At 59.1% G+C, this 19,545-nt stretch carries 11 protein-coding genes and 3 tRNA genes; 6 read left to right on the plus strand and 8 right to left on the minus strand.

The annotated features are described in order from the left end of the window. Positions 1-120 precede the first annotated feature (120 nt). Entirely contained in the window at positions 121-348 is a 228-nt protein-coding gene (locus F9C28_RS02420; protein ID WP_199013549.1) for a YgdI/YgdR family lipoprotein, read from the minus strand. Positions 349-541: 193 nt separating this feature from the next. Here F9C28_RS02420 and csdA point away from each other — a divergent pair, with 193 nt between their 5' ends. Both csdA and csdE read left to right on the plus strand, forming a co-directional pair. Next, positions 542-1,747, plus strand: coding sequence for a cysteine desulfurase CsdA (gene csdA / locus F9C28_RS02425; RefSeq protein ID WP_199013551.1), 1,206 nt, complete (start codon positions 542-544; stop codon positions 1,745-1,747). 17 nt (positions 1,748-1,764) lie between these two features. Further along, a complete protein-coding gene (gene csdE / locus F9C28_RS02430) occupies positions 1,765-2,193 on the plus strand; it encodes a cysteine desulfurase sulfur acceptor subunit CsdE (protein ID WP_199013553.1) in 429 nt (142 codons plus the stop codon). On the opposite strand, the gene tcdA is transcribed toward csdE, so the two are convergent. Together tcdA and mltA are read right to left on the minus strand one after the other, a co-directional pair. Beyond that, entirely contained in the window at positions 2,194-3,003 is an 810-nt protein-coding gene (gene tcdA / locus F9C28_RS02435) for a tRNA cyclic N6-threonylcarbamoyladenosine(37) synthase TcdA (RefSeq protein ID WP_199013554.1), read from the minus strand. Positions 3,004-3,081: 78 nt separating this feature from the next. Further along, positions 3,082-4,182: a murein transglycosylase A gene (mltA, locus tag F9C28_RS02440; RefSeq protein ID WP_199013556.1), complete on the minus strand. Its 1,101-nt coding sequence runs from the start codon at positions 4,180-4,182 to the stop codon at positions 3,082-3,084. Between the two features lie 208 nt (positions 4,183-4,390). On the opposite strand from mltA, the gene F9C28_RS02445 reads away from it, so the two are divergent. The 3 genes from F9C28_RS02445 (at position 4,391) to F9C28_RS02455 (ending at position 4,767) form a co-directional block, all read left to right on the plus strand. Then, positions 4,391-4,467: transfer RNA gene (locus tag F9C28_RS02445), tRNA-Met, on the plus strand. A 67-nt stretch (positions 4,468-4,534) separates the two neighbouring features. After that, positions 4,535-4,611: transfer RNA gene (locus tag F9C28_RS02450), tRNA-Met, on the plus strand. 79 nt (positions 4,612-4,690) lie between these two features. Further along, positions 4,691-4,767: transfer RNA gene (locus F9C28_RS02455), tRNA-Met, on the plus strand. A 100-nt stretch (positions 4,768-4,867) separates the two neighbouring features. Here the strand turns inward: F9C28_RS02455 and amiC are convergent. Then, positions 4,868-6,115 (minus strand): N-acetylmuramoyl-L-alanine amidase AmiC, encoded by a 1,248-nt coding sequence (gene amiC / locus F9C28_RS02460; RefSeq protein ID WP_199013557.1) that lies wholly within the window; start codon positions 6,113-6,115, stop codon positions 4,868-4,870. 234 nt (positions 6,116-6,349) lie between these two features. On the opposite strand from amiC, the gene argA reads away from it, so the two are divergent. Continuing rightward, complete coding sequence (argA, locus tag F9C28_RS02465) at positions 6,350-7,681, plus strand: amino-acid N-acetyltransferase (RefSeq protein WP_199013559.1); 1,332 nt, start codon at positions 6,350-6,352, stop codon at positions 7,679-7,681. 27 nt (positions 7,682-7,708) lie between these two features. On the opposite strand, the gene recD is transcribed toward argA, so the two are convergent. The 4 genes from recD to recC form a co-directional block, all read right to left on the minus strand. After that, positions 7,709-9,556 carry an exodeoxyribonuclease V subunit alpha gene (gene recD / locus F9C28_RS02470; protein ID WP_199013561.1) on the minus strand — a complete coding sequence of 616 codons (1,848 nt, stop codon included), beginning with the start codon at positions 9,554-9,556 and terminating at the stop codon, positions 7,709-7,711. Then, entirely contained in the window at positions 9,553-13,104 is a 3,552-nt protein-coding gene (gene recB, locus F9C28_RS02475; protein WP_199013563.1) for an exodeoxyribonuclease V subunit beta, read from the minus strand. Before recB ends, recD begins: the two co-directional genes overlap by 4 nt. Continuing rightward, positions 13,101-15,989: a pitrilysin gene (gene ptrA / locus F9C28_RS02480; protein WP_199013564.1), complete on the minus strand. Its 2,889-nt coding sequence runs from the start codon at positions 15,987-15,989 to the stop codon at positions 13,101-13,103. Before ptrA ends, recB begins: the two co-directional genes overlap by 4 nt. A gap of 172 nt (positions 15,990-16,161) precedes the next feature. Beyond that, the gene (gene recC / locus F9C28_RS02485) at positions 16,162-19,545 is read right to left on the minus strand and encodes an exodeoxyribonuclease V subunit gamma (protein WP_199013565.1); all 3,384 of its coding nucleotides are present in this window, start codon (positions 19,543-19,545) and stop codon (positions 16,162-16,164) included.

The following is a 19,545-nucleotide window of genomic DNA, read 5'->3' on the forward strand; positions in this document are numbered from 1 at the left end:
CCACGCTACCATATTTCACTTCCTGTACATTTACCCTGTCTGTCCATAGTGATTAGTGTAGCACCGCCGATTGCGGTGCTTTTTTTTGCCGTTAATCAGGCAATTACACTAATTTCGCTGTTAGTCTTCCAGAGCGGTCATCTCTTTGACGTCGCTGCGGTTAATCTGCTGCTTATTACCCCAGGCATCTTTATAAGAGATCATACCGGTCTGGCTATCGGTCTGCGGCTTGCCCTCAGTGACAATGGTCCGCCCATCACTGGTGTGCATCAGGTAACTTTGCCCGGAACAGGCCGCCAGCGAAAGGGTCATTAAACACGCCGCGATCAGGGGGATAGTCTTATTCATACTGCTCCTCCATTAGCATTAAATGCTATTTTTTTAGTTAACAACCGGGTGAATGAAACGAACATTAAACAATATTTAGCATAACCAACAAAACCGATGCGTGCTAAAGATAGAGACCATTCTTAAGCGCCCGCGTGTCTTGTACTCCCCGGCTAAATAGTTCACCATCCTCCCGGTAAAGACGAGGACTCCCATGAAAGCATTTTCCCCGGCGCGCTTTCGCGAACAATTTCCCGCCCTGTCAGGGGCCGATATCTACCTGGACAGCGCTGCGACCACCCTCAAACCTGAGCCGGTGATCCGCGCGACACAGCAGTATTACAGCACCGCCTCAGGCAGTGTTCACCGCAGCCAGTCGCTACAGGCCCGCCAATTAACGGACCATTTTGAAGCGGCCAGGGGCCGCGTTGCCCGGCTGCTCAACGCCCCGGCGGCAGATAACATCGTCTGGACCCGGGGCACCACCGAGGCCATCAATATGGTGGCCCGCTGCTATGCGCAGCCCCGCTTAGCCCCCGGGGATGAGATTATCGTTAGCGAGGCCGAACACCACGCCAATCTGGTGCCCTGGCTGATGGTGGCACAGCAAACCGGTGCCCGGGTGGTCAAACTGCCGCTCAACCACCTGCGCCTGCCGGATCTTGACCAGCTCCCGACATTACTGACCCCCCGCACCCGCCTCCTGGCACTGGGGCAAATGTCCAATGTCACCGGCGGGGCCCCGGATCTGGCCCGGGCGATAAATATGGCTCATGCGAGCGGGGCGGTTGTGATGGTGGATGGCGCCCAGGGGATTGCCCACAGCCCCGTGGATGTTAACGCCCTGGACATCGACTTTTATGCTTTTTCGGCCCATAAGTTATATGGTCCTACCGGCATCGGCGCCCTGTATGGCCGCCGGGCACTGTTGCAGGAGATGTCCCCCTGGCTGGGGGGCGGAAAGATGGTAAAACAGGTCAGTTTTGACGGTTTTACGCGCCAGGATGTTCCCTGGGGGCTGGAAGCCGGCACCCCAAATATTGCCGGCGTTATCGGGCTCGATGCGGCGCTCACCTGGCTTGAGACTATCGATATGTCCCAGGCTGAGCACTATACCCGCGGCCTGGCCACGCAGGCCGAAGCGCTGCTGGCCAGGCGCCCCGGTTTTCACAGCTACCGCTGCCAGGATGCCAGCCTGCTGGCGTTTAATTTTGACGGGGTCCACTACGGGGATCTCGCGACCCTGCTGGCAGAGTCCGGCCTTACCCTGCGCGCCGGGCAGCACTGCGCCCAGCCCCTGCTGGCCGCCCTTGGGGTCACCGGGACTATCAGGGCCTCATTTGCCCCTTATAATAGCCCTGCCGATGTCACCCGCCTGGTGGAGAGTGTCGACCGGGCCCTCGACTTACTGATTGATTAAGCTGCTGGATAAATACCATGACCACCGCCCATCCCTTTGGTACCACGATTACCGTTGACCAGTTAACCGCGCAGTTTGCCGCCGCCCGCCAGTGGGAAGATAAATACCGCCTGCTGATCCAGTTAGGTAAAACGCTGCCGCCCCTGGCGGAGCAGTACAAAACGCCGGATATCGAAATTGCGGGATGTGAAAACCGGGTGTGGCTGGGGCATACCCGGCTCAGCGATGGCCGGCTGCACTTTTACGGCGAGAGTGAAGGCCGCATCGTTCGCGGCCTGCTGGCGGTACTGCTCACCGCCGTCGAAGGGAAAACGGCCCCGGCGTTGCGCCAGATGGACCCGGGGGCGCTGTTTGCCACCCTCGGATTACAACACCAGCTCAGCGCCTCCCGTGGCCAGGGGCTGGCGGCGCTGATTGCCGCCGTCAACCGGGCCGCACAAGACTGATCAGCCCGCCTGCCGGGCCGCCTTCGCCAGCATTTTCTTCAGCACATGGGAGACGGCCACAAAGCCGAAGCTGGCGGTCACCATCGTGGCGGCACCAAACCCGGAGGCGCAATCCATCCGTTTTGGCCCTTCTGCGGTACTCTTAGCCGCGCAAACGCTGCCATCGGTCTGGGGATAGACCAGCGCTTCAGTAGAAAATACGCAATCCACCCCCAGCTTCCCTTTACTGTTCTTCACCACGCCGAAGTCGTGTTTCAGGCGCTCACGCACTTTCGCGGCCAGCGGGTCCTGAATCGTTTTGGCCAGGTCCGCCACCTGGATCTGGGTGGGATCAATTTGCCCCCCGGCCCCGCCCGTGGTCACCAGCGGGACTTTATTGCGCCGGCACCAGGCAATCAGTGCCGCCTTCGGGCGCACACTGTCGATAGCGTCAATCACGTAGCTATATCCCTTGCCCATGTACTCCGCCACATTATCGACTGTCACGAAGTCATCGATAATGGTCACCGCACACTCCGGGTTGATGTCGCGGATACGGTCGGCCATCACCCCGGCCTTCGCCAGCCCGACATTCCCCCGCAGGGCGTGGATCTGGCGGTTAGTGTTGGTGACGCAGACATCATCCATATCGATCAAGGTAATCGCGCCAATACCGGTTCTGGCCAGCGCCTCTGCGGCCCAGGAGCCCACCCCGCCAATCCCGACCACACACACATGGGCCTGGGCAAAAAGGGGTAATGCGTCGGCACCGTATAACCGCGCCGTACCGCCGAAACGCTGCATCCAGCCGTCGGAGAGCACCACTGACATGGAAATTCCTCAGATAAACAGAATAAAAAACGGGCTGATTATACAGCCCGCTGTGACGGAAGTGGAGTGTCGGTGAGATTAACCGCTAAACACACTATTCCCGGTCCCCGGCGCTGCTTTCAGCACCCATACCCGGCCATAGTGGTTATACCAACCGGCCCGGTGACCGGCATCGGCGCCAATCCCCTGATAGATATCAAAGTGCTGGCCTTTAATCGCCCCACCGACGTCTAGCGCCACCATGACGCGCAGCTCGTACTGGCCGGTAAATTTACCGTTATTGTCCAGGAGCGGCACTTCAGTGAGCAGCGTGGTCCCGGCCGGGATAATGCTGCGGTCAGACGCCACGGAGGCCCGGCCAATCAGCGGCACCGCACTGGCCCCTTTCACCGGCGCATAGGATTGCGGTTTAAAGAACACGAAGGACGGGTTCTGTTCTAACAGTTCCTGGACCTGGGCTTCACTGTGGGTCTCCCCCCAGTGGCGGATAGCCTGCATCGACATATCTTCGCGTTTCACTTCACCGCGATCGATAAGCACCTTACCGATGCTGCGGTAAGCGTGGCCGTTTTTGCCGGAATAACTAAAGAAGTTAAGCGGAGAGCCATCACCGTAGTCGATATAGCCACTGCCCTGAACATCCATAATAAAGTTGTCCATGAGCGAGTTGCTGTACGCCAGCACATAACTGTCGCTCAGCGCACCGGCATAAATCTCTGCCCGGGACGGTAACCGTCCGCGTTTTGGCGGCATCCGATAAATAGGGTACTGGAACTCGCCCTGGCGGGTGTGGCGCGCCTGGATAACCGGGGTGTAGTAACCGGTAAACTGGACGTTGCCGTAGTTATCTGCCCCCTGCATCTGCCAGGCATCCAGACCATACTGGCGTAAGGTCCGGGTATCGCCACCGGCCCGCAGCCAGCTTTGTACGGCGTTATAGACATTACTCTGGTTATTGTACAAACGGGGAGATGCACCGCGAATCGCGCTGATCTGTTTTGAGAAGTCCCCGCCATTGATCGGTGCCCCAACGGCATCCGGCTGGTTAACCAGTGAGAACGGCTGCGTAAACTTACCGTCATCATATTGCTGACCGCGATCGGTCGGTTTTGAAGAGCAGGCAGCCAGAATTGCAATCATGGCACCTGTCAGGGTGAATTTGAGCCAACGTTTATTCATTACATCATGTCCTGGATTCATGCGTGCTGCCGGGCGAAGATAGCAAACCCCACCCACTAATAAAATCGCTTTAAAAAGAACGGGGGCCACAAATGCACAGAATCCCCTGGTAATGGCGATTAATTCAGCAAAAAATGTAAAAGATATCAATTTGTTTAAAAAAAAGGTTGTATCACAGCCGCAGCAGAGTATAGTGCGCTTCCACGGACGCGGGGTGGAGCAGCCTGGTAGCTCGTCGGGCTCATAACCCGAAGGTCGTCGGTTCAAATCCGGCCCCCGCAACCAATTACGCAGTATGCCGTAGTAATGTGTAAAGTAGCAGTTGTAGTAGCAGTAACATCGATAGCACGGACGCGGGGTGGAGCAGCCTGGTAGCTCGTCGGGCTCATAACCCGAAGGTCGTCGGTTCAAATCCGGCCCCCGCAACCAATATCGAACGCTGTGAAGATAGCACTGTGAAGATAATGCTGCGATAACATACTGTGAAAATGAAGTAGAGAGATACGGACGCGGGGTGGAGCAGCCTGGTAGCTCGTCGGGCTCATAACCCGAAGGTCGTCGGTTCAAATCCGGCCCCCGCAACCATTTTAAAGAACACCCTTACGGGTGTTTTTTTGTATCTGGCCCCGGCCAATATCCCCTCATCAATAATCTCCTGTTGCAAAGCAAACAAGCAAACGCGGTGTTACCCGCGTCGTGCCAGCGCCCCGTGCTCAGAAAAATAGGCTTTAATCCCTGCCAGAATCGATTCCGCCACCTGCTGCTGAAACGCCGCCGTACGCAGCCTACGCTCTTCATCGACATTACTGATAAACGCCGTCTCCACCAGGATTGACGGAATATCCGGCGCTTTCAGTACCGCAAAGCCCGCCTGATCCACCCGATTTTTATGCAGCTTATTGATGCGCCCCAAATGGCCCAGCACCGCTTTGCCGAATTTCAGACTGTCGTTAATCGTCAGGGACTGGACCATATCAAACATGGTGTGGTCGAGGTAGCGATCGCCGCTCTTGCTGACCCCACCTATCAAGTCCGCCGCGTTCTGGGTCTTCGCAAGGAACTTGGCCGCGGTACTGGTGGCCCCTTTAGTGGATAACGCAAACACCGACGAGCCCCGGGCAGAACGATCGGTAAAGGCATCGGCGTGAATCGACACAAACAGATCCGCCCGCTGCTTCTGGGCCTTGGCCACCCTCACCTTCAGCGGAATAAACACATCCTCGTTACGGGTCATATAGGCTTTCATATTGGGCTGGCGCTCAATCAAGGTGCGCAGCCGCCGGGCAATCTGTAACACCACGTCCTTCTCACGGGTGCGATGTTTGCCAATAGCCCCGGGATCTTCCCCGCCGTGGCCAGGATCCAGCATGATAACAATCGGCCGATCCCGCCCGGCTTTCCCCGGTTGCGGCCCCGGTGTGGGTACTTGCTTATCCAGTTGCCCGTTGTTGTAATCCTCCAGTAACGCCAGCAGCGGATCATGCTCGTTATTGGTGTTCGCCGGGTACAAATCCATGACGGTACGCTCTTTAAACCCCGCCACCGGCGCGAGGGCAAACATATGGGCGCTGACATTCTGCTTTAATTCAAACACCAGACGCACGGTTTGCGGATCAAACTGCCCGACCCTGGCAGACTGAATAAAGGGATCATCGCGGCGAATTTGGTTATCCAGCCCTTTAAGCACCGCGTTCAAATGTACACCTTCGAGATCCACCACCACCCGCTGCGGATGGCTAAGTGCAAACTGGCGATACTTCAACTGGCGGCTGGACTCCAGCGTGACCCGGGTATAGGTAGATGACGGCCATACGCGCACGGCGATGACCTGACCGCTGGCGGCATAACCAATATTACTCACGCTGAGCAACAACATAGCTCCTGCCCCCTGGAGCAACTGGCGACGCGTCATAGCTGAAGGGGTGTCTGACATACTTCTCCCTGAATACCGACCGGCAACAAAACAGATAAAAATAGAAAATTTAGTCAAAAACTTTAACCAAACCAACGGCCAGTGTCACCAGGAAAACAGTAAACAATCACATCCGGCCAGCATTCGTAACGACAAAATAATTGATCACGGCCTAAAAAATCACGCTTGCACTCAACCCAAAAACAGAATAAAAATACACTTTAATCGAATAAACATTCATTGAGGGTAATCAGCGTGGTGAAGGAGCGTAAGACCGAACTGGTACAGGGATTCCGCCATTCAGTCCCCTATATTAATGCCCATCGTGGCAAAACCTTCGTGATTATGCTGGGCGGAGAAGCCATCGGGCATGAAAACTTCGCGAATATTGTCAGCGACATCGGCCTGCTGCACAGCCTGGGGATCCGCCTGGTGGTGGTCTACGGCGCACGGCCGCAAATAGACGCCAATCTGGCGGCCCATCACCATGAGCCGCTTTATCACAAGCAGATCCGGGTAACGGATGCCACCACCCTGGATTTGGTAAAACAGGCGGCGGGCTTGCTCCAGCTGGATATCACGGCGCGGCTCTCCATGAGCCTGAATAATACCCCACTCCAGGGGGCGCATATTAACGTGGTGAGCGGAAACTTTATTATCGCCCAGCCCCTTGGGGTAGATGACGGGGTCGATTACTGCCACAGCGGCCGTATTCGCCGGATTGATGAAGACGCCATCCACCGCCAGCTGGACAACGGCGCTATTGTCTTGCTGGGGCCGGTGGCGGTATCGGTCACCGGAGAGAGCTTTAACCTGACCTCAGAAGAAGTGGCCACCCAACTGGCGGTGAAGCTGAAAGCCGAGAAGTTGATTGGCTTCTGCTCTGCCCAGGGGGTGGAGGACGACAACGGCAATATCCTGCCGGAGCTGTTCCCGGGGGAAGCCCAGGCCAAAATTGAAGCCCTGGAAGCCCAGGGTGACTATAACTCCGGCACGGTGCGCTTCCTGCGCGGGGCAGTGAAAGCCTGCCGCAGCGGCGTGCGCCGCAGCCATCTACTGAGCTACCAGGACGATGGCGCCCTGGTGCAGGAGCTCTTCTCCCGGGACGGGATCGGCACCCAGATAGTGATGGAAAGTGCCGAGCAAGTGCGCCGGGCGACCATTAATGATATTGGCGGTATCCTCGAGTTGATCCGCCCGCTGGAGCAGCAAGGTATTCTGGTGCGCCGCTCCCGGGAGCAGCTGGAGATGGAAATCGATAAATTCACTATCATTCAGCGCGATAACACCACCATTGCCTGTGCCGCGCTCTATCCGTTCCCGGAAGAGAAAATTGGCGAAATGGCCTGCGTGGCGGTTCACCCTGACTATCGCAGCTCCTCCCGGGGGGAACTGCTGCTAGAGCGCATTGCCAACCAGGCTAAACAGTCCGGGCTGGATAAGCTGTTTGTGCTCACCACCCGCAGCATTCACTGGTTCCAGGAGCGTGGCTTCACCCCGGTGGATATTGAGCTACTGCCGGAAAGCAAAAAACAGATGTACAACTATCAGCGGCGATCCAAAGTGCTGATGGCCGATCTGCGCTGATCCGCTCACGGCCAGCCTGGCTGGCCGTTACGCTGCCGGATCGGTGGCCTGAAACCACGCCCCTAACCCGCTGCGCCGCTCAGTACTGGACTGGATCGCCCGGATCAACAGGCGCGGGTCGCTATACAGGGACAACAGCCCTTTTGCCCGGGTGATCGCAGTGTATACCAGCTCCCGGCTGACCACCGGTACTGGCCTATCCGGCAATACCAGCGCCGCATGATCAAACTCCGATCCCTGAGATTTATGCACTGTCATGGCCCAGGCGGTTTCATGGTCCGGCAACCGCCCCGGTAATACCGACTTAATCGCGCCGTCCGGCATCCGGAACCACACCCGCAACCCGGACTCACCGGCCAGGGTAATACCAATATCGCCGTTAAACAGCCCGAGGGCGCTGTCGTTGCGGCTGATCATAATTGGCCGGCCGTGATACCAGCGGCCGCCCGCCGCAGGGCTACGCAGCAACTGGCGGCGGAATAAGGCCTGTTCGAGGCGCTCATTCAGCCCGCTGACCCCAAAGGGGCCATCACGCAAGGCGCACAGCAGCCGGAACTGGCCAAATGCCGCCAGCACCGCATCCGGGTGCGCCCCGGCGGACAGGCACTCAAGGAAGTGCTGATACCCCTCCACCGCCTGCTGGATAATCTGCTGGTAATCGGCGCTTTCCTGTAGCGGCCAGTGGCGAATATCCGGGTAATCCCCGGCCAGCACCTGGCGCACCCCGGCGCTATCGCTCTGGTTCACCGCACTGGCCAGGCGCCCAATCCCTGAGTCACTACCAAAACGATAGCTCTGGCGCAGCAGGCACAAACAGTCGCGCAGGGCGGCCCCCTGCTCCCCGTCACCGGCCGCCAGCGGGTAACCGGTAATAGCGGCCAACTCCGCCGCGCGTTCGGCGGTGTAGCCCGCCGCGCCCCAGGCACAAATATCCCCCAGCACCGCCCCGGCTTCCACAGAGGCCAGCTGATCCCGGTCACCAAGGAAAATCACCCGGGCATGGTCCGGCAGGGCGGCAATCAATTTGGCCATCATCGGGAGATCCACCATAGAGGCTTCATCCACCACCAGCACATCCAGATGCAGCGGGTTACTCTCATGATAACGAAAGCGCTGGCTGCCCGGCTGGGCCCCCAGGAGCCGGTGTAGCGTGCTTGCCTCACTGGGCAGGCTGGCTTTTTGGGCCTCACTCAGGGGTAACTGGCGCAGTGCCCCCCCCAGGGACTCCGTTAAGCGGGCCGCGGCCTTACCGGTGGGCGCCGCCAGCCGGATACGCAATGGATCTGTCGTCAGCTGTACCATCGCCGCCAGCAGCTTTGCCACGGTGGTGGTTTTACCGGTGCCCGGCCCCCCGGAAATCACCGCAATACGCCGGGTGAGGGCCACGGCGGCCGCCACTTTTTGCCAGTCAGTGGTGGCCTGCCGGGGGAACAGCGTATCCAGCACCTCCCCCAGCGCCCCGGCATCTACCGGTAATGGCCGGTTGCCGTCCCGGAAGAAGTGCGCCACGCTGCGCTCATACTGCCACATGCGGTTAAGGTATAGCCGCCCGGCGTGCAGTTTCAGGGGGGTGGCTTCCTCCCCCTGGCTGACCGCCGGCGATGCCAGCAGCAGTTGCTGCCAGTCCACCGGCGGGTCCGCCACCTCAAACAACGCTGCCGCCAGCGGATCAGCGGGGTGCGGCTCATCCGGTGAAACGGGCAAACGCCCCAGCGGCACACAGACATGCCCTTCCCCGGCATCGCGGCTGACCAGCGCGGCGGCCAGCATCAGAGCGGGTTGCTGCTCACCGGCAATCATCATGGCAAATTGCGCATCCAGGGCCCGTAACCCGCGAGAGGCAACCGCCTCCTGCAACCGATCCATCATGGTCATAGTGCCTCCTCCCCGGGGGTAAACTCACCGGCAAACAGCCCGTCTAACGCCTCAATCAGCGCCAGAGGAGGCCGGGTGGTATAGATCCCTTGCCCTGCCGTGCCGGGCTCTACCCCGCGTAAAAACAGATAAATCACCCCACCGACGTGCTGCTGATAGTCATAATCCGCGATGCGGTGGCGTAAAAAACGGTGCAGCGCCAGGGTATACAGCTGGTATTGCAGATCGTAGCGGTGCTCCTGCATGGCGGCGGCCATGGCCCCGGGGGTATAGGCACTGGCATCTTCCCCCAGCCAGTTAGACTTGTAATCCAGCAGGTAGTAACGCCCGTTCCAGCGGAAAACCAGATCGATAAAGCCTTTGAGCATCCCCTGTACCTGGCGGAAATCCAGCGGCGGGCAGCCCGCAGAGAGCGAGTCATGGTGGCGAATAACCTGATCCAGCTGCGCGGCCTGCAACGGGGAGGCAATTGGTAAATAGAACGCCAGCTCGACCTGTTTATCCCCCGGCGCCAGCTGGCCAAGGCTAAGACCGGGCTCACCTAACGGGGCCGCCAGTAGCTGTTGGAGCCACGCGACCAGTACCGGGTGCCACTGGTTGTCAAACCCCGCCTCCCGCAACTGCTCCGCCACCCATTCCGGGTCAACCGGCTGGGTAAAATCGAGGTTTTCCATCAGCCCGTGGAGGAAGGTCCCCGGGGAGGCCCCCCGGGGGAAGCCGTGGATAGTCAGTGACGGACTGATGTCCATCGCCCCTTCCCCTACGGCATCCACATCGAGGCGCGGCACCCAGTCAGCCGCCGCACGGCGGCCGTGCTGCTGCAACCCCGAGTAGCTGGTCACCCGCCAGTTATCCACCACCTGGCGTTGCGGCACTTTCGCCGCCAGAGCCAGGCGCTCAGCCTGAGGGGGCTGCCAGGGGGTGTCTGCGTCTTCCCGGGCCTGGCGCAGCGCAATATGGTCCCCGGCCAGTGCCGATAACGCCCCCGCCAGCCCGCTGGCTTCCATGGCCTGACCTTGCTGGATCAGTAAGCCAATGGCGCTGTGGTGAAGATCGGTCGGCCCTTTTTTACTGCGGCTACCGCGAAACAGCGGCGCAATGCCCAGGCTGCAATGCCATACCGAACGGGTCAGCGCCACATACAGCAGGCGTAAGTCTTCTGCCAGCCGTTCTTCCTCGGCCAGCTCCAGGCTGTGGGCGTCATCCCCCAGGTCGAGCAGGGTTTCAAAGGTGTGCCGGTCGTGATACAGCCCCCGGGACTCCTGGCGGTAATTGGCAATAAACGGCAGCCACACCAGGGGATATTCCAGCCCTTTGGATTTGTGAATGGTCACCACCTGCACCAGGTGTTTATCGCTTTCGAGGCGTAATTGCTGGCTGGCCGCATTGGTATCGGGCTCTTCGATTCGCTGGGCCAGCCAGCGCACCAGGGCGTGTTCGCTGTCCGCCTGAGCGGCGGCCTCCTGGAGCAGTTCGCTGATGTGCAGAATATCGGTTAACCGCCGCTCACCGCCCGGAGTGGCGAGGATGTTCTCTGCTACCGCGCGCCGGGCTATCAGGGTGCGCATCATCGGCATCACCCCGCGTTTTAGCCAAATCTGCCGGTATTCACTGAACTCTTCCACCAGCACATCCCATAAGGTTTCCTGCTGGCTCAGGCTATCAATGGCCACGGCGTCCAGCCCGATAATGCTGGTGGCCATGGCGCTACGCAGCCCCCGCTCATGTTCCGGGGCCAGAACCGCCTGGAGTATCCAGAGGATCTCCCGGGCTTCCGGGGCAAGGAAGACGCTATCGCGGTTAGATAAATAAACGGACTGGATATTCAAGGCGCCGAGCGCCTCACGCACGATGGCGGCCTCATTGCGGCTGCGCACCAGAATCGTGATATCCGATGCCTGAACCGGGCGTGAGTGCTCACTCTCCCACAACAGTGCCTCTCCACGGATGCCGGCACTCAGCCAGTCGCGGATCTGCCGGGCACATAACCGGGCCATCACCTGCTGGTAATCGTTAACCCCGCAGCCCTCACCGTCGATATTCCACAGGGTCATGGCGGCAACGGGTTTGCCTTTCAGGGTAAAGCGGTGGCGCTGGTTTTTGGCCGCCGCGTTAACCGACAGAAACGGGATCTGGCGGAATAAAAACGGGTTTTCCAGCTGGCTAAACAGCCGGTTTACGCTGTCGACCATTCCCGGGGCCGAGCGCCAGTTAGTATCCAGCGTGTAGTGAGCGGTCACTTCGCTACGGGCTTTCATATAAGTAAAAATATCCGCCCCGCGGAAGGCGTAAATCGCCTGCTTCGGATCACCGATCAGCAGCAGCGCGGCCTCTGGATGATTCAGCCATATATGGCGAAAAATACGGTATTGCTGGGGGTCGGTATCCTGAAATTCATCAATCATGGCGGCCGGAAAGCGCTGGCGAATCGCCGCGGCCAGCGCATCACCGGCGGGCTGGCGGAGCGCCTCGTCAAGCCGGCTGAGCATATCGTCGAACCCCAGTTCCCCCCGGCGGCGCTTTTCCCGGGCCACGGTGTAGCGGATCTCAGCCATCGCCCTGGCGATCACCAGATCGCGCAGGGTCAGCGGTTGTTTCAGGAACCGGTCAATGGCGCGAAATAGCGCATGTTGCGGGGGCGCCCCTTTTTTGGTTTTCTCATCAAGAAATGACTGGGCAAACTTGCCCAGCGCCTCTGGCACCACATAGTCCGTGGTCTGCTGGTCCACCCAGTCCGCCACTTTATTCAGCCAGTTAGGCAGATTTCGGCTGCTGAAGCTGCGTTTATCCACCCCGGACTCACTGATAATCCCGGCAATCTCCGCGGCCGCATCGCGCCACTGTTGTTTGATGGCCTCAATGGCGGCAATGATCGTATCGTGCCGCTGCTGAAGCGTTTCATCTTCCGCAGGCGCCTGGCGCAGACGGGGGGCCTCCCCCTGCAAATAACGGTTAATATCGCGCAACAGGGCTTCCGGGCCGGACCACTCACTGCTGATGGCCTGGGCGACGGGTTTGGTGAGCGGGTAGCAGTGGCGGCGCCAGAAGTCCGCACAGGCCTGATAGCGCAGCTGGCGTTCATCCTCCAGCAGGTGCTGTTCAAACAGCATGCCGGATTCAAAGGCATTGAGATTCAGCATCCGCTGGCAGAAGCCGTGGATGGTGAAAATGGCGGCTTCGTCCATCTGGCGCTCTGCCAGCAGCAGGGTTTTGGCTGCCGCCTGATGATCCGGGATCTCCGCCAGTAGCCGCTCAAACAGCGGGTTGTCTGATTTTCTCCGCAGGCAGGCAATGCGCAGCGCGTGGATATTACCGCGAATACGGCTGCGTAACTCTTCGGTAGCGGCCTCAGTAAAGGTGACCACCAGTAGCTCCTCTACCCCCAGCGGACGGGGGTAGGCCGCGTTGCCGCCCAGCCCCAGCAGCAATCGTAGGTAGAGGGCGGCGATGGTATAGGTTTTCCCGGTACCGGCAGACGCCTCGATAAGCCGTGCTCCTGTGAGCGGTAATACTAGCGGATCAAGGGGTTGCGCGGTTTCATCGGTCATTGGGTCTCTCTTACCAGGGACATAGATTGTTGAAGTTTGCCAACATCCTCTGCCTTTTCCCATCCGCCGGGCGGTACATATTGCGGCTTGCCGTTGTGGCTACCGGACACCTGAGAAAGTACCGTCATACCCTGCTGTGCAATCACTGCCTGATGGAAAAAGTCCGCCACGTTGGCCGGGGTTAGCTGTTTGATTTGGGCGATAACTTTATCACGGGAATCAAAGCGCAGGTTAGCCCGGTCGAAATCCTTACTGTATTGGATAGCTTCCTCCGCCAGAGTTTGCGGCGGTTGCAGCATCTGGTTAATCACCGACTGCTGGATCTGGGCGAAGGTTTGCGCATCCATGGCCCGTAAACGCTGTTCTACCGTCGGGAAAAAGGCCTGATAGCGTTGCCACAGGTAGGCGGGTTGTTTATCGCTACTTTGCAGCAGGAAACCCAGCCCCCACTGGCGGCCCAGCACCATCGGGAAGGCAAATACCGCATAGCCTAACTGCTCCTGAGTGCGCAGTTGAGTATAAAACCACGGCTGAATAATCTGCCCCAGCAGCGCGGTATAGGCATTACTGGTGTTCTCATCATAACCGGTCGGCACAAACACCGCCGCCAGGGCAGAATCTGTGCTGCTACCGGCCCGGGTGAAGAGAACCTTGCGCGGCGTGTCCACCAGAATGTCTTTATTGCGGCACCACTCGGTCCCCTCAGTGCCCAGTTCCGTTTTGATCTGCTCCGCCATCGCCTTCACCTGCCCGGGGGCCATGTTGCCAATCACCAGCAACTCCGGTTTGGCCTGCACTTTCAGTTTTTCCCGGTAGGCCAGCAGTTCCGGTAATGTGATGTCAGGCAACAGCGCACGCCGCGCCGGGCGGGAATAATACGGTACCTGGGACAGCATCTGCACCGGCATGATGGCCTGGTCGTAGGCTTTGCCTTTTTCAGCAGAGTCCAGCATCTGCCGGTACCATGACTTGGCCTGTTCCAGCTGCGCCTCGCTGGGGGTGAAGGAGAAATAGCCCTTCAGCAGGCTGGATAACAGATCCGGTAAATGCTGGGTATAGCCGTTAGCGTTGATCATCAGACCGCTGTTGGCATTGGAGGAGAACGAAATCCCCGCCACGGCGGCCTGGCTGCTTAATTCATCCAGCGCCAGCCCGGCCAGGTAATCATTCAGGGCGAACAGGACCTGATTTTTAGCGCTGTTCATCGCCTGGGGGTTACGCAGCACCACCGTCACATCGGCCTTCGGCTCGCTGGCAAAGCGGCCTCCAGGCATATACAGCACTCGCAGCCCCTGCGCTTTCACCAGCAGTTCCGGGTGGGCGTAAGGTTTATCCGGGGTGTAGAGTGAGAAATCGTCAGGAATGTACGGGTTGAGCACCGGCAGTTGCAGCTGGATTTGCCGGGACATCTGCTGCCATGTCGCCAGGGTGGCCGCCGGGATTTTTTGCATGGCATAAGGCGCATCTACAAAATAGGCGGTTTTATTGTGGGGCTCATCCGGGCTGATGTACCAGATGCGCGCATTCTGTGGGGTCATCATCGCCAGGCGCTCAGCCACTGCGTGGCTGTCATACTGATCGGCAATGTTTACCACGTCGAGGGTGTGGGCCACCGGCACCCGGATCATGGTGTCTGCCAGCCACTCCACGTAGCTCATATCCCGGGTAATCGACGGGTAGCGAAAATCAAGGTCCAGCACGTGGGCCAGCTCATCAAAATACTGTTTATCAATGCCTTTTTCACGCAGCATCGCCAGATAGCTGAAGACCGCCGCCACCACTTTGTCACGTTCGGCCAGCCCTTTGTCGGTCAGCGACACTGAAATCGCCATTACCCCGCTGTTACCGGTGACCGCAGGATCAGAGTCCGCTCTGACACTGTCCGCCAGCCCCTGTTTTTGCAGCCAGTCCGAAAGGGTATTTTTACTGCGGTTGCCTATCATGTAATTAATCAGCTCATCCGTTTTGCTGCGGAACTTGTCGCTGTTGTTAGCAATACGGAACTCAACCCGCACCATTTTACGCGGCAGAGCCGGTACGTAATGGATCAGAATGCCTTTTTGGGCGTCGGTAACCACCGGGGTATCAATCACCGGGCGCTGAATATGTTTATTGGGGATGCGCCCGTAAGTGCTGGCGGCAATTTTTGCCAGGGCGTCCAGCGGTTGGTTGCTGTAAATCACCGCTTTCATCAGGCCCGCGGAATAATAGGTGTCGTGGAAGGCCACCAGCGCATCATGCAGTTTACTGCCGGGTTTATCGCGCAAGGTGTCGAGGTTCCCCCCGGAGAAACGAGACGCCGGGTGCGCCGGGTTGAGGGTTTCGGCACTCACCTGGGCCATACGCATCCCGTCCCGGGCGCGCGCCAGGGTCAATTCGGCGTTCACCGCATTGCGCTCACGCTCGGCGTATTCCAGGGAGAGCGCCGGTTCGGCAATGGCATCCGCCAGGCGGTCTACCGCCGGGGCCAGCGCGTCGTTTTCGACTTCCAGATAAAAGGCCGTACGGTAAGGTGCGGTACTGGCATTGTGGCTACCGCCATGCAGTTTAAGGAACTCGGCCAGGCTGTCTGGCTCCGGATAGTGCCGGGAGCCCATCAGGGTCATATGCTCCAGGTAATGGGCCAGCCCCAGATGGTTATCGGGATCTTCCAGTGAACCGACCGCCACCACCAGCGCCGAGAGGGATTTTACCGCATCGGGGTCGCTGACCAGCAGCACCACCATACCGTTATCCAGCCGGATCGCCTGATACTGGCGATTGTCTTTATCACTTTTGTGGATTGTGTCCTGAATGGGGGTCCAGGAGGTGTCTGCCTGACTTAATGGTGCCCACAGGGCGGCTAACAAGAAAAGCGACTTCAACCAGGTGCTGCATTTGGGCATTAATAAACCTCATCAGAACGACTGTAACGCTAACATCATCACGGCTTGATCCGGCCCCGGGAGGGCCATCACTTACTTTCCTACCAACCCTGGTTATCGGCGCATCATAAAGGGAGTTGCCAAAATGCGCAAATTTTGCACAACACCCTTTTTGTTTCTATGGGTAACAATATCATTGTTCACGGCGGCATTGATCGTGGCGGAACAGGGGTAACAAATACCGCTCCGCGTTACGGATAATGGCATCGTAGTATTCCGGCTCCAGTGTACGCCACAGGCGCTGGCGCCAGATATCAGCCCCTTCTCCGTCAACCATTTGGTTGCCTTCCCAGCACTGTAGCAGCTTACTGCGGGCTTTACGCTGGGTGTCGTCATCCCACAGGATAACGTCCTGTTGGGCATCATAGCACGCCTCTATCCAGGCCCCGCCACTGGCGGGCAATAACACCAGCGGCTGGTTCATGCCGTCCCGGAAGCCTTCCACCCACTGGCAAAGCAGGGTTGTGGCGTCATCAACGGCCAGCGCCGGAAAGTGCCAACTGCTGTCTTTACGCCCCAACAGGCGGCTGCTCCCTTGTCCCCCACAGGCACAATAGACAAGGTGCTCCAGCCAAAGTTGCACACCGTGTGCGACATTCAGCACCGACGGTCGCCATCTGAGAAGCCCGTCACGTTGTACCTGCGGTAGCCAGCCCGTAAGCCGCACCCCGGCTACCCGCAGATCCACCTCCATACTGCAGGTGTCCGATTTCTGCTCCTGCACCCGCTCCGCCAGCTGTTGCATTTCGGCCTGTTGGTTTTCCCAGCCCAGCTCTCCCCATACCCCATAAGGCAGGGCGCCTGCCGCCCGGTAGCGGCGAAATAGCGGCCCGGCATCGGCGCCCTCTATCAGGGTGTTAAGCAAAGACTGGTTAATCTGGTAGCGCTCCAGGCTATCGAGGGCGAAGGGTTCGTCCTCCGGGAGCTCGGTCTCTTCCAGCCGAAAACTCACCCCGAGGCGCATCTGGAAAAATGCCCGTACCGGATGGGCCCAGAAACGCTGTAACTGCTCCAGCGCCAGCTCTTCCAGCGCCAGCGGCGGCAGGGGCTGAATAAACCCCGGCTGGGCCTGCCCCTGGTCACTGGCGGCCGCCAGCCACTCCCGGGCATAACTTTGCTGCTCGTCACCGGGCAGGTAGTTGCTGGCGTCAAAGGGGGTGCGGGTATGCAGTTGCACAATATGCTGCAGTACCCGGCTGGCGCTGGTATCGCAGTTCTCCTGCGCATCCCCCGGCAGGTAGTAACTCTGGGCCAGGTAATCCAGCAGTTCCTGTACCAGCACTGACGGAAAGCGCTCGCTGTTGTCCTGTACTGAACGGCCGATGTAGCTAATGTACAGCCGCTGCTGGGCGGAGATGATTGCCTCAAGAAACAGATAGCGGTCATCGTCCCGGCGGCTGCGGTCCCCGCGGACCGGTTTGGTACTCATCAGATCAAACCCCAGCGGGGATAAGGTGCGGGGATAAACGCCGTCATTCATTCCCAGCAGGCACACCACCCGGAACGGGATTGAGCGCATCGGCATCAGGGTGCAGAAATTGACCGGCCCCGCCAGAAAACGCTGGCTGATGCGTTCTTTATCCAGCCGCTGGGTAAGCTCGTCGCGCAGCAGGGTTAACGGCACCGCCTGCTGATAGCAGGCCTCCGTGCCCTGGCGAATCAAATCCTGCCATTGGGCCTCGATCAGCGCCAGGGCGCTTTCTGCCTCAGGGTCCGGCAGGAAGAATGCGTCCAGCATTTCCCGGCACAGGGGTTGCCAGGCGTCGAGGGTCCGGGGAGCGGCCAGCCGCTTACGCCAGATATCCAGCTGCATTAATAAATCCGCCAGGTGCCCTACCAGGCTGGCGATCAACCCGTTTGATTCATCATAAGGCAGTATCCCCTGCCACTCGCCGGCCCGGCTTTCCATGGCGTAGCCCAGCAGCATACGCGTCAGCCCAAAACGCCAGGTGTGCTGGCCCGTGGCGGGAAGGGCAAACTCGCGGACATTATCGTCGTCCATTCCCCAGCGGATGCCTGACTCGCTAACCCACTGGCGCAAATTACGCAGCCCGTCTTCATCAATATCAAACCGGCTGGCAAGGGCCGGAACCTCCAGCAGCGCCAGCACCTGTTCCGAGGTAAAACGGCTCTCCGGTAGGGCGAGCAGTGACAAAAATGCCTGTAACGCCGGGTGTGCCTGGCTTGCCCGGCGGTCAGATAACGCAAAGGGTAGCCAGCGATCGCCGGTAGCGCTGCCAAACACCGCCTGGATAAACGGGCTATAACTGTCGATATCCGCCACCATGACGATAATATCCCGGGGCGTCAGGCCCGGATCGGCATCCAGCATGGCCAGCAGGCGATCGTGGAGGATCTCCACCTCGCGCTGGGGGCTGTGGCAAGCGTGGAAGGTGACCGAACGATCGTCGGGATCCAGCAACTGCTTGCTATCACTGCGCAGGAACTGTGCTTCGGTCAACCCGGGGAAAGTGCTGTCCTGGAGGTCAAGAATATCCGCCTGCAGGCAGTGCAGCAGATTGTCCCGGGGGATATCGACAAAGACGTCAACATCCTGGGTGTGGGACATTTCCGACAACAGCCAGGTGTAATCCCGGCCCAGCTTGCCCCAGGAGGCCAGTAGCGGGTTGCCCACATCCTGGATGCCGTTGTCGTCAAACAGTGCCGACGCCTGCTGTGGATCTTTAAACAGCGGCAGGGAGTGCGGCTGGTTATGTTTCTGGCGCTGGCGGCTCTGTAGCCGCGCCAGGAAGGCCGGATCTTTAATGTCCCCCCAGTAATAGCGGCAGGGGTTGGTAAACAGCAGGTGGACTTCAACGTGTTTCCCCAGGGCCTGGAGCGCCTGCAGGTAAACCGGCGGCAGGGCCGATACTCCGCAAATAAATACCCGCTGCGGTAGCCCGGGGGGCGGTGTGTCGCTGTGGTCCAGCGCGCTGATAAACCGCTGGTACAGGTTGGCACGGTGCCATTCCGGCTGCCCCAGTTGCGCAGTGTGCGCCACCAGATCCCGCCACAGGGGCGCCTGCCAGTGCTGTGCCTCGTCCAGGCCATCGACCAGTTGCTGGTTTTCCCACTGTAATAGCCAGTCGGGACGGTAGACCAGATACTGGTCAAATAAGTCGGCAATACGCGATGCCAGTTGGAATAGTTTTCGGCCATCATCGTCCTGCTCCAGATAATGGCGCAGCAGGGCAAACTCCGGCAGCGCCAGCTTACCTGGCAGCAGCGTCATTAGCTTCCAGCTCATCCCCGCCTTGTTAAAGGCGCTTTCTTGCGGGATGCCGGGCAGCACCCGGACAAACATATCCCAGATAAAGCTGGCCGGCAGGGGAAAGGAGATATTTGCCGCGATACCAAACCGCTGAGCCAGGGTCATTTGCAGCCACTGGGCCATCCCGGTACTTTGCACCAGCACCACCTCCGGGGCGAAAGGGTCCGGCAAGGGCTGGCGCTCAACGATAAACTCCATGATTTCTTCCAGCACATCCAGCCGGTTGGAGTGGTAAACACGCAGCAT

The sequence above is a fragment of the Shimwellia pseudoproteus genome (assembly GCF_016415625.1).
Taxonomy (GTDB): domain Bacteria; phylum Pseudomonadota; class Gammaproteobacteria; order Enterobacterales; family Enterobacteriaceae; genus Shimwellia; species Shimwellia pseudoproteus.